The sequence below is a fragment of the Erwinia persicina genome (assembly GCF_014838825.1).
Classification (GTDB): domain Bacteria; phylum Pseudomonadota; class Gammaproteobacteria; order Enterobacterales; family Enterobacteriaceae; genus Erwinia; species Erwinia persicina_A.
In genome coordinates this window covers 383,631-398,095 of record NZ_JACYMO010000002.1, presented here as the reverse complement: position 1 = coordinate 398,095, position 14,465 = coordinate 383,631, and the positions used below count along the sequence as shown (strand labels likewise).

Genomic DNA, 14,465 nt, shown 5'->3' with positions numbered 1-14,465 from the left:
TCCGCTAAACTTCTCCCGCCTCATGCCGATAAATACCGTTACAGCTCCCTGGCTATCGTTATATTATTCATTACATAACGAACCCGCTGGAGAAAAGACATGTCTGTAAAATGGAATCACAGGATCGCCGCTGTGGCGGTGGGCCTGAGCCTGGGGGGCCACGCGATGGCCGCAGAGAAAATCACTGTCTTTGCTGCCGCCTCACTGACCAATGCGCTGGACGCTATCGCCAGCCAGTACGGGAAGGAGACGTCGGTCAAGGTGGTCTCTTCCTTTGCCTCCTCGTCTACGCTGGCGCGCCAGATTGAACAGGGCGCACCGGCGGATCTGTTTATCTCTGCTGACCAGCAGTGGATGGACTATGCGGTGGCGAAAAAAACCATCGAAGAGGGCAGCCGGGTGACACTGCTGGGTAACGATCTGGTGCTGATTGCACCGACGGCCAGTCATCCGCAGTCGGTCAGCATCAGTAAAAATACCGACTGGAAGGGGCTGCTGAAAGGCCAGCGCCTGGCCGTCGGCGATCCGGATCATGTTCCCGCCGGGATTTATGCCCGGGAAGCGTTGCAGAGCCTGGGCGCATGGGATCAGCTTTCGCCACTGATGGCGCGCAGCAACAGCGTGCGGGCGGCACTAGCGCTGGTTGAGCGGGATGAAACGCCTTATGGCATTGTGTATGGTTCAGATGCGGTGGCCAGCAAAAAAGTCACCGTGGTTGGCCTCTTCCCGGAGGCCAGTCATCAACCCGTGGAGTACCCGATGGCGATCGTAAAAGGTCATCACCGTGCCAGCGTCACGGCTTTTTACAACTACCTGAAAGGCCCGCAAGCTGCGGCCGTGTTCAGACAATATGGATTTGCACCTGAAAGATGATATTGAGCGATCCCGAATGGCAGGCCGTCGCCCTGAGCCTGAAAGTCTCCCTGGTGGCGGTCGCCTGCAGCCTGCCCTTTGGGATCCTGATGGCCTGGCTGCTGGCGCGTCGTCAGTTCCCGGGAAAAACTCTGCTCGATAGCCTGATCCATCTGCCGCTGGTGCTGCCGCCGGTGGTGGTGGGCTACTTGCTGCTGCTGGGGTTCGGACGCCGCGGGTTTATTGGAGAATACCTGTATGACTGGTTTGGCTTCAGCTTTGCTTTCAGCTGGCGCGGAGCCGCCCTGGCCTCGGCAGTCATTGCTTTCCCGCTGATGGTGCGCGCTATTCGCCTGGCGCTGGAGGCGGTTGACAGTAAACTGGAGCAGGCGGCACGTACGCTGGGGGCCGGACGCTGGCGGGTGTTTTTAACCATCACCCTGCCGCTGACGCTACCGGGCATTATTGCCGGTACGGTGCTGGCGTTTGCCCGTTCGCTGGGCGAATTTGGTGCCACCATCACCTTCGTGTCGAATATTCCAGGGGAGACGCGCACGCTGCCGTCTGCGATGTATACGCTGATTGAAACACCGGGCGCGGAGGGGGCAACGGCACGCCTGTGCGTGATTGCTATTCTGCTGGCGCTGATCTCCCTGCTTCTTTCCGAATGGCTGACCCGCTGGGGTCGTAAGCGTTTAGGGCTCTGATGCTGATCCTTGATTTTATCCAACGACAGGGCGACCACACCCTGACAGTGAAGGCCAGCTTGCCTGCCAGCGGCGTAACGGCCATTTTTGGCGTTTCTGGTGCCGGAAAAACGTCACTGATCAATGCCATCGGCGGGCTGACCGTGCCCCAGCAAGGTAGCATCACGCTTAACGATCGGGTGCTGAGCGATACCGCCACCGCGCTCTGGCTACCGCCGGAAAAGCGCCGCATTGGCTATGTTTTCCAGGATGCGCGCCTGTTCCCGCACTACCGCGTGCGTGGCAATCTGGAATACGGTATGGCAAAAAGTATGCGCCCGCAGTTTGATGCGCTGGTGCAGCTGCTGGGGCTGGAAGCGCTGCTTGACCGCTTCCCGTGGTCACTGTCAGGCGGTGAAAAACAGCGCGTTGCCATTGGCCGCGCGCTGCTGACCGCACCGGAAATGCTCCTGATGGATGAACCACTGGCTTCGCTAGATCTGCCGCGCAAACGGGAACTGCTGGCCTGGCTGCAAAAGCTGGCACGCCAGGTCGCTACCCCGATCCTCTACGTCAGCCACAGTCTGGATGAGCTGCTGCATCTGGCCGATAACGTCATGGTACTGGATCGGGGAGAAGTGAAGGCGCTGGGGCCGCTGGAGCGCGTCTGGGGCAGCAGCGCAATGCGCCCGTGGCTGCCAAAAAGTGAGCAGAGCAGTATTCTGCGCGTGCAGGTGCTGGAGCAGCACCCGCATTATCAGATGACGGCGCTGTCGCTGGGCGATCAGCATATCTGGGTCAACCGCGTTGACGCTCCGGCGGGCACGCCGATGCGTATCCGCATTCAGGCGGCTGATGTTTCGCTGGTGCTGAAGCCACCGGTGAACAGCAGCATTCGCAACGTGATCCCCGCACAGGTTGGCGAACTGCTGGAGATCGACAATCAGGTTGAAGTGAAACTGCTGGTGGGGCAGAGCGAACTGTGGGCGCGGATCACGCCCTGGGCTCGCGACGAACTGATGATCAAACCGAATATGTGGCTGTTTGCTCAAATCAAAAGCGTTTCAATCACAACCTGATTACAATACTTCCCGGTAGATCGTTTCCGCGATGCCGGGCTCCAGGTTCGTGCCGATAACGCGCTTCGCCCGCGCTTTGATGGCGTCATCGGCATTGCCCATCGCCACGCCCAGCCCGACGGTTTCCAGCATACTCAGGTCGTTATAATTATCCCCAAAGGCGATAACATCGCTCATTTGATAGCCGCTGGCGGCCACCCACTGCGCCAGCCGTTTCCCTTTACTGTTACCCGCTTTCGCAATGTCTACCTGGTCATGCCATGACCATTCGCAGGCCAGCCCCATTTCGGCTTCGACTGTTTCTGCAAACTGCTGCAGTGCGGCAGTATCGGCATGCGACAGGGCGAATTTCCAGATCGATTGCGCATCTCTTGCTGCATCACTCAGGCTGTTGACCTGCAAGAATGTCGGACGCTGGGCTTCCGGCAGCGACAGCCCCCAGTTAATCGTCCGGGTCACGTGACCGGTTTCGGTCTGGTAGAGCATGGCGTTATCCACATACAGCAGGCCGTGGATGCCGGCGCTGTCGAGCATCTCAATCACACGCTGTGCCTGATCTTTCGGCAGCGGGTCACTGTCTAAAACCTTTTTCGCCTGATAATCATACAAATAAGTGCCATTACAGCAGATTGCAGGTGTATCCAGCGCCAGCGCCTGATAAAAAGGATGGATGGCCACATGATGGCGTCCGGTCACGATCAGGATTTTTATGCCCGCCTGCTGCGCTTTTTTGAGGGCTTCCAGTGATTCTGGCAGAATGGTTTTGGTAGGGGTTAACAGCGTGCCGTCCAGATCGAGGGCGATGATGCGATAGCTCATAACAGTTCCCGTGGCTCAAAAGAAGTCAATAAGTGTACACCTTGTGACGTCAGCGACAAAACTGACGGTACAGATGGCAAGTAAGTCCGACGACGGTGGTGAATACTTTGCCACTCACCGATTTTCCGTTCAGAACAAGGAGCATTCATGAAACAAGTTGTTTATACCGCCAGCCCTGAGAGCCATCAGATCCACGCCTGGCAGATGAATGATGCGGGCGCACTGACGCTGCTACAGGTTGTCGATGCTCCGGGCCAGGTACAGCCCATGGTGGTTAGCCCGGATAAAAAGTTTCTTTACGTGGGCGTACGCCCGGATTTTCGCATCGTAGCCTACCGCATTGAGGCCGACGGCAAGCTGAAAGAAGCCGGTCATGCGCCCCTGGCGGGCAGCCCGACGCATATCTCGACCGATCGTGAGGGCCGCTTTATTTTTGTCGGCTCCTACAACGATGCTTTCGTCAGCGTCAGTCCGATCGGGACCGATGGCCTGCCGGGTGCCCCCGTGCAGACCGTGAGCGGTCTGGATGGCTGTCATTCCGCGAATATCGACCTGACGAACCAGACGCTGTTTGTCCCGGCGCTGAAGCAGGACCGGATCGCGCTGTTCAGCCTGTCTGACAGCGGTGAACTGACGCCGTGCGCACAGTCTGAACTGAAAACGAAGCCCGGGGCCGGCCCGCGTCATATGGCGTTCCACCCGAATCAGCGTTACGTCTACTGCGTGAACGAACTGGACAGCACCGTTGACGTCTGGGATTTAAGCAAGGGTGACGTGGAGAAAGTACAGAGTCTGGATATGATGCCAGAAGGATTCAGTGATACCCGCTGGGCGGCTGATATTCACATCACCCCTGATGGCCGCTATCTGTTCAGCTGCGACCGTACCGCCAGCATTATTACCTCGTTCAGCATCAGCGCGGATGGCGCCACCCTGACCGTTGAAGGCCATCAGCCGACGGAAAAGCAGCCGCGTGGTTTCAACATCGACCATAGCGGCCAGTATCTGGTGGCGGCAGGGCAGAAGTCACACCATATCGAAGTGTATAAAATCACTCCTGACCGTGGCCTGTTACAACCGCTGGCACGCTATGCGGTAGGGCAGGGACCAATGTGGGTGGTGGTTCACCAGCTGGATTAAGCGCGTTAATTTTTTTGGCAGTCAATATCAAGGGTCGGCCATATTCTGGCTGGCCTTTTTTTATTGGCCAGAGCGATATCACATGAAGCATTATTAAAGATGATTGATTACCGCTTAGGTAACATCAACTGTATTGATAAAAATGTGATGATGACTGTCAGTCGCGATAAATACAACGTTACAGATTTTACACTTGATGATGGCGTTTACGTTCTTAAGAAGAACGGGATCATTGTTAAAACAAAATCGGATTAAAGACATGTTGTTATAGATAACTAAAAGAAGAGTGCTTAACCTGCGGGTAATCATCTGGCAGGTCCGCTTCCTCTTCATTAACTCTCTTTAAACTGCCGGTTAAGCCAGTCGGAAAACATCGTCATTGCCTCACTTTCTGGCTGGGACTGTAACCGTGTCAGCCAATAGCCTCCAAGGTGGATTTCAGCGTCAAAAGGGCGAACAATCTTCTCTGTTTGTAGCAGGTGATGAAAGATCTTAACCGGCGCCAGCGCAATGCCCGCTCCCAACAAGGCCGCCTCGATCATCGTCAGCGAAGAGTCGAAAATCATCACCGGATGTGAGGGCGAAGGTGGAGGTTCGTTAAGACTGTGCAACCAGTGACTCCACTCGTCACGACGAAATGACCGCAACAGCGTAAATTTATGCACGTCCGCCGGTTGCTGCAACTGACGGGCTATCGTGGGATGACAGAGCGGAGAAAACGGGGCATCACAAATTAACGTCGCCTCGGTGCCGTGCCAGGCACCGCTGCCGAAGCGGATGGTGTAATCATGACCTTCGGCTGCGGGGTCAACGCGATTATTGTGCGTGGACAGTTGCAGCTCAATATGCGGATGACGGTGGTTGAAATCCTCCAGGCGCGGCAACAGCAAACCGGTAGCAAAGGAGCCAACCACCCCCACTTTTAATTTTTCGCGCATTTTACCCGCAGAGAAACGGTCCAGCGTATTGGCAATACGATCAAAAGACTCGTTTAAGACCGGTAACAAATTCTCGCCTTCCGTGGTCAGCATCAGACCGCGAGCAACGCGGAAAAATAACGAGCAGCCCAACTGCTGCTCAAGCGACTTTACCTGCTGGCTCACGGCCGCATGCGTTACATTCAGTTCAACTGCAGCATTAGTAAAACTTAGATGTCGTGCAGCTGCTTCAAACGCTCTTAGCGCATTGAGGGGGATGTAAGGACGGGTCACAGATCTACCTGTAAGATTTTCTTTTATCAGGTGTAAAAATTAACAGTTTGTTGCTGTTTGTCAAACCCGTCAAACTGTCTGCTGTTCAAGAATATGGAAGGTTAGAAAAGAGTGAAATTACATTCTCAGGCTGTGATGGTGGCTGTACTGGCATCGGCATACTCATTGGGTGCTGTGGCGGCTCCTGATGTGGAAACAACGGTCAGCCAGGCCATTAAACCCCTTATCGATCAGCAAAACATTCCGGGTATGGCAGTGGCGGTCCTGGTAAAAGGCAAACCTTACTATTTTACCTGGGGTATGGCAGATAAAGAGCAGCATCTCCCGGTGACCCAGGACACCCTTTTTGAACTGGGTTCGGTAAGTAAAACGTTCACCGGTGTGCTGGGGGGCGTGGCGGTGGCAAAAGGTGAGATCGCGCTGAACGATCGTGCCACTCAATACTGGCCGGCACTTAATCTTCCACAGTGGCGCAACATTACGCTACTGCAACTGGCAACGTATACGGCAGGTGGCTTGCCCCTCCAGGTTCCGGATGCCGTTACGGATGAAGACAGGCTGAAAAACTTCTATCAACAGTGGCAACCTCAGTGGACACCGGGAGAGACGCGGCAATATGCGAATAGCAGTATCGGGCTTTTTGGCATGCTGGCGGTAAAGCCAACGGGACTCTCCTTTGAACAGGTGATGCAGCAGCGTGTATTGACGCCACTAAAACTCACACACACATTTATTACCGTACCAGAAGCCAGCGAAAATGATTATGCGTGGGGTTATCGCGATGGGAAACCCGTCCGCGTATCGCCTGGCATGCTGGATGCCGAATCCTACGGTGTAAAGTCGTCCATAAAAGATATGTTGCGCTGGATGCAGGCCAATATGAATCCTGAACAGGTCGGGGATAAGACATTGCAGCAGGGGCTGGCACTTGCCCAGACGCGTTATTATCGCACTGATGCGTTATATCAGGGACTTGGCTGGGAGATGCTTGACTGGCCAGAACAGTCAGCGCTGGCCATCAGGGGCGCTGATAGTCCGGTGGCTCTGGTGCCCCAGCAGGTGCGGGATGCGCAATCGCATCCACGGGTGAAGGCATCATGGGTACACAAAACGGGTGCTACGGGGGGCTTTGGAGCCTATGTGGCCTTTATCCCACAAAAACAGATCGGTATTGTCATGCTGGCGAATAAAAACTATCCCAACACCTTGCGGGTAAAAGTCGCCATGCAAATAGTCAAGGCTTTAGAGTAATAGTGAGGCGGGGGCATTGCCCGGAAGGGAAACGCCCCCGCCTCTTACCCGGAAAATTACGAATACATCGCCGTAATTGATGCACTACCCAGCGAATGGAAATGGACGTTAAAGCCCACCATCGCACCGCTGGCGTTCTCATCCACTTCCAGCCGGTCAGTGTCTATCGCGTGAACGGTGAAAATATAGCGGTGAGATTCGCCCTTTGGCGGTGCCGCGCCGCCGTAGCCTGCGCTGCCAAAATCGGTGCGGGTCTGCACCGAACCGGCTGGCAGATCCGCTTTGCCGGAACCGGCACCCGCAGCCAGTTCCCGCGTGTCAGCGGGCAGGTTAGCTACCACCCAGTGCCACCAGCCGGAACCGGTTGGCGCGTCAGGATCGTAGCAGGTGACGACAAAACTTTTCGTCCCTGCAGGCACCTCGTCCCAGGCCAGATGTGGCGACAGATTTTCCCCCTGGTAACCCATGGCATTCAGCACCTGGCGTTCCGGTAATTTATCGCCGTCGTTGAAATCCTGGCTGACTAGCTTCATTCCATCTCCTTAACCTTCCGATATGATGTCACCCCGCTGCCGGGGTGAGCACCCTGTTATTGGTGAAGTAACTTCAGCAGCTCTTCGGCTGCGGCAGCGGAAGAGGCCGGGTTTTGTCCGGTGACCAGATGGCCATCGGTCAGCACGTACACGCCCCAGTCATCGGTGCGCTCAAACTGACCGCCCAGCTTCTTCAGCTCGTCTTCCACCAGGAAAGGTACCACATCCGTCAGGCCAACGGCCTGTTCTTCACTGTTGGTAAAGCCGGTGACGCGTTTGCCAGCGACCAGCGGCGTACCGTCCGGCTTTTTCGCGTGACGCAGCACGCCGGGAGCGTGGCAGACGGTGCCGACGGGCTTACCGTTGGCGAACAGCGTTTCGATCAGCTGAATGCTGGTCGGGTCTTCGGCCAGATCCCACAGCGGGCCGTGACCACCGGGATAGAATACGGCGTCAAATTCGCCGGGGTCGACAGCATCCAGCCGCTGGGTGTTGGCCAGTGCCTGCTGCGCAGCAATGTCATTGCGAAAACGCTCGGTATCGCTGGTCTGCGCATCGGGCGCATCGCTGACCGGGTCAAGCGGCGGCTGCCCTCCGGCAGGGGAAGCCAGCACCACTGAAATCCCCGCATCGCGGAAGACATAATAGGGGGCAGCAAACTCTTCCAGCCAGAATCCGGTTTTATTGCCGGTATCGCCCAGTTTGTCGTGTGATGTCAGTACCATTAACAGTTTCATTGCGGTTTATCTCCTGCCACGCGAACCACGAGCTTGCCAAAGTTTTTGCCCTGCAGCATGCCGATGAAGGCCTCCGGCGCATTATCCAGACCATCGATAATATCTTCGCGGAAGACCAGACGATCTTCAGCGACCCACTTGCTCATCTGACGGAAGAACTCATCAAAGCGGTGGCCGTAATCCTGATTAATAATAAAGCCTTCCACGCGCAGGCGTTTGCGCAGGATGGCACTCTGCAGCTGCGGCAGACGATCCGGACCGTCGCTTGCGCCGGTGCTGTTATAGTCGGCGATCAGCCCACAGACCGGAATACGTCCCTTGGTGTTCATCAGCGGCAGGACGGCATTAAACACTTTGCCTCCCACGCTTTCGAAGTAGACGTCGATGCCATCGGCACAGTGGCGGCCAAGCTGTTCAGCCAGGTTGTCATCGCGGTGGTCGAGGCAGCGGTCAAAGCCCAGCACTTCTTCGGCATAACGGCATTTCTCGGCACCACCGGCGATCCCGACAACATGACAGCCTTTCAGTTTGGCAATCTGACCGACAAGCGAGCCCACGGCTCCGGTGGCGGCCGCCACCACGACGGTTTCCCCGGCCTGCGGGTTACCGATGTCCAGCAGTCCCATATAGGCCGTGAAGCCCGGCATGCCGAGCATACCCAGCGCCCATGAAGGATGCTTCAGCACCGGGCCGCTAAGTTTCACCAGGTCTTCACCGGTGGACAGGGCAAAATCCTGCCAGCCGCTGTAGCCCAGCACCCAGTCGCCTGCGGCGAAGTCAGGGTGTTCTGAACGTTCTACTATCGACACCGTGCCGCCACACATCACCTCATTGACGGCAACGGGCGGGACGTAAGAAGGGGCATCGCTCATCCGTCCGCGCATGTACGGGTCCAGCGACAGCCAGATGGTGCGCAGGAGTACCTCGCCCTGAGCAGGGGTGGGAACGTGTTGAGATTCCAGGTGGAAATTGGCTGGGGTCGGCGCACCGTGCGGGCGCGATGCCAGCAACAGCCGACGATTGGTATGTTTATCTTGTGGCATGTTATCTCCTGATATGCGGCAGTCAGCCGCAAAAAAACCTGGTAAAAGTCTAGCCCATCACAGAGATGGCTGCCTGGAGGGTGCCTTTATTTCAGATAATTAAACAGGGCAGGATGTGCTACGGCGGCGGCGACCGCGTCCGTTAACCGGGCCAGCGCCCCGGGTGAGATCACATAGGGAGGCATCAGATATATCAGCCGGCCAAAGGGGCGGATCCACACGCCCTGTTGCACAAAAAACTGCTGCATCGCCGCCATATTCACCGGCCGGTGGGTCTCCACCACGCCAATCGCACCCAGCACGCGCACATCAGCCACCTCCGGGCTGGCACGCAACGGCAGAAGCGCGGTACTGAGCTGTCGCTCAATGGCACTAACCTGCGTTAGCCAGTGATTTTCCTGCAGCATGGCCAGGCTTTCCGACGCCACGGCGCAGGCCAGCGGGTTCCCCATAAACGTCGGTCCGTGCATAAAGCAGCCCGCTTCGCCATTGCTGATGGTCTCGGCCACCTGCCGGGTGGTCAGGGTGGCCGACAGGGTCATTGTGCCCCCGGTCAGCGCCTTGCCCACGCAGAGGATGTCCGGGCTGATACCCGCATGTTCACAGGCAAACAGTTTACCGGTGCGGCCAAAACCGGTGGCAATTTCATCGGTGATCAGCAGCAGCTGGTAACGATCGCACAGCTCACGCACCCGACGGAGATAGCGCGGGTGATAAAAGCGCATGCCGCCTGCTCCCTGCACGATGGGTTCAAGGATCACCGCCGCCAGCTGGTGATGATGGGCCACTATGGCCTGTTCGAGGGCGTCGGCGTCCTGCTCCTGCCACGGCTGGTCAATACGCGGCGGAGCGGGAACGAACAGGTGCTCCGGCAGGTAGCCCTGATACAGGCTGTGCATGCTGTTCTGCGGGTCGCATACCGACATGGCGGCAAAGGTATCCCCGTGATAGCCGTTACGCAGGGTGAGAAAGCGCTGACGCTTTTCCCCTTTTGCCTGCCAGTACTGCAGCGCCATTTTCATCGCCACTTCGACCGCTACCGATCCCGAATCCGCAAGGAACACGCACGACAGCGGGGCAGGTGTCATCGCCACCAGACGGCGGCACAGCGACACGGCAGCCGGATGGGTGATCCCGCCAAACATCACGTGAGACATCTGCGCCATCTGGGTTTGCAGCGCCTGGTTCAGGCGCGGATGGTTATAGCCATGGATCGCAGCCCACCAGGAGGACATGCCGTCGACCAGCTCCCGCCCGTCTTCCAGTTGAAGCGACGTGCCGGCGGTGGCCACCACCGGATAGCAGGGCAGCGGGTGGCTCATGGAGGTGTACGGGTGCCAGATATGGTCACGGTCAAAGGCGAGATCGTCTGGGGTCATAAAATCACTTGTAAACCAAAAGTAAAAAATTTAGTTTACAAGTATAACCAGGCCGTGAAGACAAATGACAGACTTTTTTGGAGCAAGCAATGGCAACACGTTGGACCCTCTCTCAGGCACAGGCGCTGTTTGATAAGCCTTTTCTCGAACTGATGTTTGAAGCCCAGCAGACGCATCGTCAGCATTTTGACCCGCGCCAGGTGCAGGTCAGCACGCTGCTGTCGATTAAAACCGGGGCCTGCCCGGAGGACTGCAAATACTGTCCGCAAAGCGCGCGTTACAAAACCGGGCTGGAGTCGGAACGCCTGATGGAGGTGGAAGAGGTGCTCAGTTCAGCGCGTAAAGCGAAGGCGGCCGGATCCGGGCGCTTCTGCATGGGGGCCGCGTGGAAAAATCCCCATGAGCGCGACATGCCTTACCTGGAACAGATGGTGCAGGGGGTCAAAGCGATGGGCATGGAAACCTGCATGACCCTGGGCACCCTCAGCCAGCAACAGGCGCAGCGCCTGGCGCAGGCCGGACTGGATTTCTACAACCACAACCTTGATACCTCGCCGGAGTTTTACGGCAGTATTATCACCACCCGCAGCTATCAGGAGCGGCTGGACACCCTCGGGCAGGTGCGTGACGCCGGTATCAAAGTCTGCTCCGGCGGCATTGTCGGGCTGGGCGAAACGGTCAGCGACCGTGCCGGGCTGCTGGTACAGCTGTCCAACCTGCCGACCCCGCCGGAAAGCGTGCCGATTAACATGCTGGTCAAAGTGAAAGGCACTCCGCTGGCGGATAATGACGATGTCGATCCGTTCGACTTTATCCGCACCATCGCGGTGGCGCGCATCATGATGCCGCGCTCCCACGTACGGCTCTCTGCCGGGCGCGAACAGATGAGCGAACAGACCCAGGCGATGTGTTTTATGGCCGGGGCTAACTCGATATTCTACGGCTGCAAGCTGCTGACCACGCCTAACCCGGAGGAGGACAAAGACCGGATACTGTTCCGCAAGCTGGGCCTCAACCCCCAGGACAGCGTGACCGACAGCGGTGATAACGAGCAGCAGCAGGCGCTGGCAGCGCAGCTGATGCAGGCCGATACCGATCTGTTTTATAACGCGGCAGTGTAATGGCCTGGTCACAACGCCTGACACAGGCCCTGAGCGCCAGACGCCAGCGCGGTCAGTATCGTCAGCGCCACGCCAGCCAGCAGGGCGATGCGCGCCGCCTGCGGGTAGCCGGGACGGACTACCTCAATTTCTCCGCGAACGACTATCTCGGGCTGAGCCACGATCCCGGCATCGTCCGCGCCTGGCAGCAGGGGGCTGAACGCTATGGCGTCGGCGCAGGGGGATCGACGCATGTCACTGGCTACCGGGCACCGCAGGCTGACCTGGAGGAGGCGCTGGCCGACTGGCTGGGCTACGACCGCAGCCTGCTGTTTATGTCAGGGTTTTCGGCTAATCAGGCGGTGATCGCGGCAATGCTGGCGAAAAACGATCGGATATTCGCCGATAAGCTCTGTCATGCCTCGCTGCTGGAGGCGGCCAGCCTCAGTCCGGCCACGCTGCGCCGCTTTGCCCACAATCAGCCCGGTGCGCTGGCGACGCTGCTGGCCGGCGACACCCCGGGCGAAACGCTGGTGGTGACGGAGGGCATCTTCAGCATGGACGGTGACCGCGCACCGCTGGCGGCGCTGCATGCGCTGTCACAACGCAGCGGAAGCTGGCTGCTGGTGGATGATGCCCACGGTGTCGGCGTCTGCGGTGAGCAGGGGCGCGGTAGCGGCTGGCAGCAGGGCGTGAAAGCGGAGCTGCTGATCGTCACTTTTGGCAAAGCCTTCGGCGTAAGCGGGGCGGCACTGCTGTGTGATGATGATACGGCGGAGTATCTGCTGCAGTTTGCCCGCCATCTGATTTACAGCACCGCCATGCCCCCGGCGCAGGTCTGCGCTATCCATGCTGCGCTGCATGCGGTCCGGCAGGGGGAAGATCTCCGCAAGACACTGACGGAGCATATCCGCTACTTTCGTCAGCATGCGGAAGGGTTGTCCTGGCCCCTGTCAGCGTCTGACAGTGCAATTCAGCCCCTGATTGTTGGAGAGGAGCAGGCCGCGCTGGGGCTGTCGCAGCACCTGCGCGAGCGTGGCTGCTGGGTGAGTGCCATCCGCCCGCCTACCGTTCCGCCCGGTACCTCACGGCTGCGCATTACCCTCAGCGCGGCCCATCGCCGGGACGACATCGATCAGCTTCTGGAGGCGCTGTATGCAGCAGACCGTGGATAAACAGGCTGTGGCCGCGGCCTTTGGCCGTGCGGCGCAAAGCTATAACCGGTACGCTGACCTCCAGCGGCAGTGCGGAGAGCATCTGCTGGCCCTGGCCCGCCCCGGTGAGGGGCTGCGGGTGCTCGATGCAGGCTGCGGCACCGGCTGGTTCAGCCAGCGCTGGCGCAGCGCCGGGCACCACGTTACCGCACTTGACCTGTCAGAGAAAATGCTGCAGCAGGCGGCACTCAGCCAGGTCGCTGACTGCTATCAGCCCGGGGATATTGAGGCACTGCCGTTTGCTGCGGGCAGCTTTGACCGCTGCTGGAGCAGTCTGGCCATCCAGTGGTGCAGCGACTTGCCCCAGGCGCTGAAAGAGCTGTGGCGCGTAACCCGCCCCGGCGGGCAGGTGCTGTTTTCCACGCTGCTCGACGGCTCTCTGAACGAGGTTCAGCACGCCTGGCAGGCGCTGGGCGAACGCGCGCCGGTCAACCAGTTTGCCCGGCTGCGGCAGCTGGAACAGGCGGCGGCGGGGATGAACCTGACCCTGACCCCTTACACGCTGACGCTGGCGTTTCCGGACGTCCTCAGTCTGCTGCGGTCATTAAAAGGCATCGGCGCGACCCATCTGCACCAGGGACGTGGCGGGCAGGGGCTGAGCAGGGGTCAACTGCAGCGGCTGGAAGCCGTCTGGCCGCGCGATGTGCGCGGCTGTCTACTGAGTTATCAACTGGTTTCAGGAGTCATGGAACGTGAGTAAACGCTGGTTTGTCACCGGAACGGATACGGAAGTGGGAAAAACCGTCGCCAGCTGTGCGCTGCTACAGGCAGCGCAGGCGGCGGGCTATCGCTGTGCCGGGTATAAGCCGGTTGCCTCCGGCAGTGAAATGACCCCGGACGGGATCCGTAATGAGGATGCCCTGGCCTTACAGCACTACAGTGCGGTCAGGCTGCCTTATGCGATGGTCAATCCGCTGGCCTTTATTGAGCCGACCTCGCCTCATATCATCAGTGCGGAAGAGCACCGGCCGATCACCAGTATGCAGCTGTCAGCGGGCCTTGAGGTGGTTTCACAGCAGGCTGACTGGGTACTGACGGAAGGGGCGGGCGGCTGGTTTACGCCGCTCTCTGCTACCCTGACCTTTGCCGACTGGGTCCAGCAGGAGCAGCTGCCGGTCATTCTGGTGGTGGGCATCAAGCTGGGGTGTATCAACCATGCGCTGCTCACCGTTCTGGCGGTAAAAGCGGCGGGACTGCCGCTGGCCGGCTGGATCGCCAATGGCATCCAGCCGCCGGGGAAACGGCATCAGGAATATCTGGATACGCTGGCCCGGCGTATCGACGCCCCGCTGTTGGGGAAAATCCCACATCTGCAAGGACGGGATTTTACCGACGTGGGGCGCTTTATCACCTTACCCTGATACGTCCGGTATGAGCTGGTCGGGGCGATCATTTCTGCTGTTGCCCTTCCTCTTTTTTCC

At 58.5% G+C, this 14,465-nt stretch carries 16 protein-coding genes; 10 read left to right on the top strand and 6 right to left on the bottom strand.

Annotation, left to right across the window (positions count from 1 at the left end; translation table 11 throughout):
* Positions 1-99: 99 nt before the first annotated feature.
* From modA to modC, 3 genes are read left to right on the top strand one after another with little or no spacing between them, the layout of a single operon-like run.
* Positions 100-873: a molybdate ABC transporter substrate-binding protein gene (gene modA / locus IFU29_RS07865; RefSeq protein WP_191933435.1), complete on the top strand. Its 774-nt coding sequence runs from the start codon at positions 100-102 to the stop codon at positions 871-873.
* The gene (gene modB / locus IFU29_RS07860) at positions 870-1,559 is read left to right on the top strand and encodes a molybdate ABC transporter permease subunit (protein WP_191933434.1); all 690 of its coding nucleotides are present in this window, start codon (positions 870-872) and stop codon (positions 1,557-1,559) included. Before modA ends, modB begins: the two co-directional genes overlap by 4 nt.
* Entirely contained in the window at positions 1,559-2,617 is a 1,059-nt protein-coding gene (modC, locus tag IFU29_RS07855) for a molybdenum ABC transporter ATP-binding protein ModC (protein ID WP_191933433.1), read from the top strand. The genes modB and modC overlap by 1 nt, the downstream gene beginning before the upstream one ends.
* Here modC and IFU29_RS07850 read toward each other — a convergent pair whose 3' ends face one another.
* Complete coding sequence (locus IFU29_RS07850; RefSeq protein WP_191933432.1) at positions 2,618-3,436, bottom strand: pyridoxal phosphatase; 819 nt, start codon at positions 3,434-3,436, stop codon at positions 2,618-2,620.
* Positions 3,437-3,583: 147 nt separating this feature from the next.
* Here IFU29_RS07850 and pgl point away from each other — a divergent pair, with 147 nt between their 5' ends.
* Complete coding sequence (pgl, locus tag IFU29_RS07845) at positions 3,584-4,576, top strand: 6-phosphogluconolactonase (protein WP_191933431.1); 993 nt, start codon at positions 3,584-3,586, stop codon at positions 4,574-4,576.
* Positions 4,577-4,675: 99 nt separating this feature from the next.
* Positions 4,676-4,831: a DUF943 family protein gene (locus tag IFU29_RS22785; RefSeq protein ID WP_191933430.1), complete on the top strand. Its 156-nt coding sequence runs from the start codon at positions 4,676-4,678 to the stop codon at positions 4,829-4,831.
* A gap of 77 nt (positions 4,832-4,908) precedes the next feature.
* On the opposite strand, the gene ampR is transcribed toward IFU29_RS22785, so the two are convergent.
* Positions 4,909-5,787 (bottom strand): LysR family transcriptional regulator AmpR, encoded by an 879-nt coding sequence (ampR, locus tag IFU29_RS07835; RefSeq protein WP_191933429.1) that lies wholly within the window; start codon positions 5,785-5,787, stop codon positions 4,909-4,911.
* A gap of 135 nt (positions 5,788-5,922) precedes the next feature.
* On the opposite strand from ampR, the gene ampC reads away from it, so the two are divergent.
* Positions 5,923-7,038, top strand: coding sequence for a class C beta-lactamase (ampC, locus tag IFU29_RS07830; protein ID WP_191933663.1), 1,116 nt, complete (start codon positions 5,923-5,925; stop codon positions 7,036-7,038).
* Positions 7,039-7,094: 56 nt separating this feature from the next.
* Here ampC and IFU29_RS07825 read toward each other — a convergent pair whose 3' ends face one another.
* From IFU29_RS07825 to bioA, 4 genes are all read right to left on the bottom strand, one after another.
* Positions 7,095-7,571 carry a kinase inhibitor gene (locus IFU29_RS07825; protein ID WP_062746450.1) on the bottom strand — a complete coding sequence of 159 codons (477 nt, stop codon included), beginning with the start codon at positions 7,569-7,571 and terminating at the stop codon, positions 7,095-7,097.
* A gap of 56 nt (positions 7,572-7,627) precedes the next feature.
* Positions 7,628-8,308 carry a type 1 glutamine amidotransferase domain-containing protein gene (locus IFU29_RS07820; protein ID WP_191933428.1) on the bottom strand — a complete coding sequence of 227 codons (681 nt, stop codon included), beginning with the start codon at positions 8,306-8,308 and terminating at the stop codon, positions 7,628-7,630.
* Complete coding sequence (locus IFU29_RS07815; RefSeq protein ID WP_191933427.1) at positions 8,305-9,351, bottom strand: NADP-dependent oxidoreductase; 1,047 nt, start codon at positions 9,349-9,351, stop codon at positions 8,305-8,307. The genes IFU29_RS07820 and IFU29_RS07815 overlap by 4 nt, the downstream gene beginning before the upstream one ends.
* 86 nt (positions 9,352-9,437) lie before the next feature.
* Positions 9,438-10,730, bottom strand: a complete 1,293-nt coding sequence (gene bioA, locus IFU29_RS07810) for an adenosylmethionine--8-amino-7-oxononanoate transaminase (RefSeq protein WP_191933426.1) — start codon at positions 10,728-10,730, stop codon at positions 9,438-9,440.
* Between the two features lie 89 nt (positions 10,731-10,819).
* Between bioA and bioB the strand changes: the two genes are divergently transcribed.
* Genes bioB through bioD form a run of 4 tightly spaced genes read left to right on the top strand, consistent with a single transcriptional unit; the run spans position 10,820 to position 14,405 of the window.
* Positions 10,820-11,851: a biotin synthase BioB gene (bioB, locus tag IFU29_RS07805; RefSeq protein ID WP_191933425.1), complete on the top strand. Its 1,032-nt coding sequence runs from the start codon at positions 10,820-10,822 to the stop codon at positions 11,849-11,851.
* Entirely contained in the window at positions 11,851-13,005 is a 1,155-nt protein-coding gene (bioF, locus tag IFU29_RS07800; RefSeq protein WP_191933424.1) for an 8-amino-7-oxononanoate synthase, read from the top strand. The genes bioB and bioF overlap by 1 nt, the downstream gene beginning before the upstream one ends.
* Positions 12,986-13,744 carry a malonyl-ACP O-methyltransferase BioC gene (gene bioC, locus IFU29_RS07795; RefSeq protein WP_191933423.1) on the top strand — a complete coding sequence of 253 codons (759 nt, stop codon included), beginning with the start codon at positions 12,986-12,988 and terminating at the stop codon, positions 13,742-13,744. The genes bioF and bioC overlap by 20 nt, the downstream gene beginning before the upstream one ends.
* A complete protein-coding gene (gene bioD, locus IFU29_RS07790; RefSeq protein WP_191933422.1) occupies positions 13,737-14,405 on the top strand; it encodes a dethiobiotin synthase in 669 nt (222 codons plus the stop codon). Before bioC ends, bioD begins: the two co-directional genes overlap by 8 nt.
* Positions 14,406-14,465: the final 60 nt, after the last annotated feature.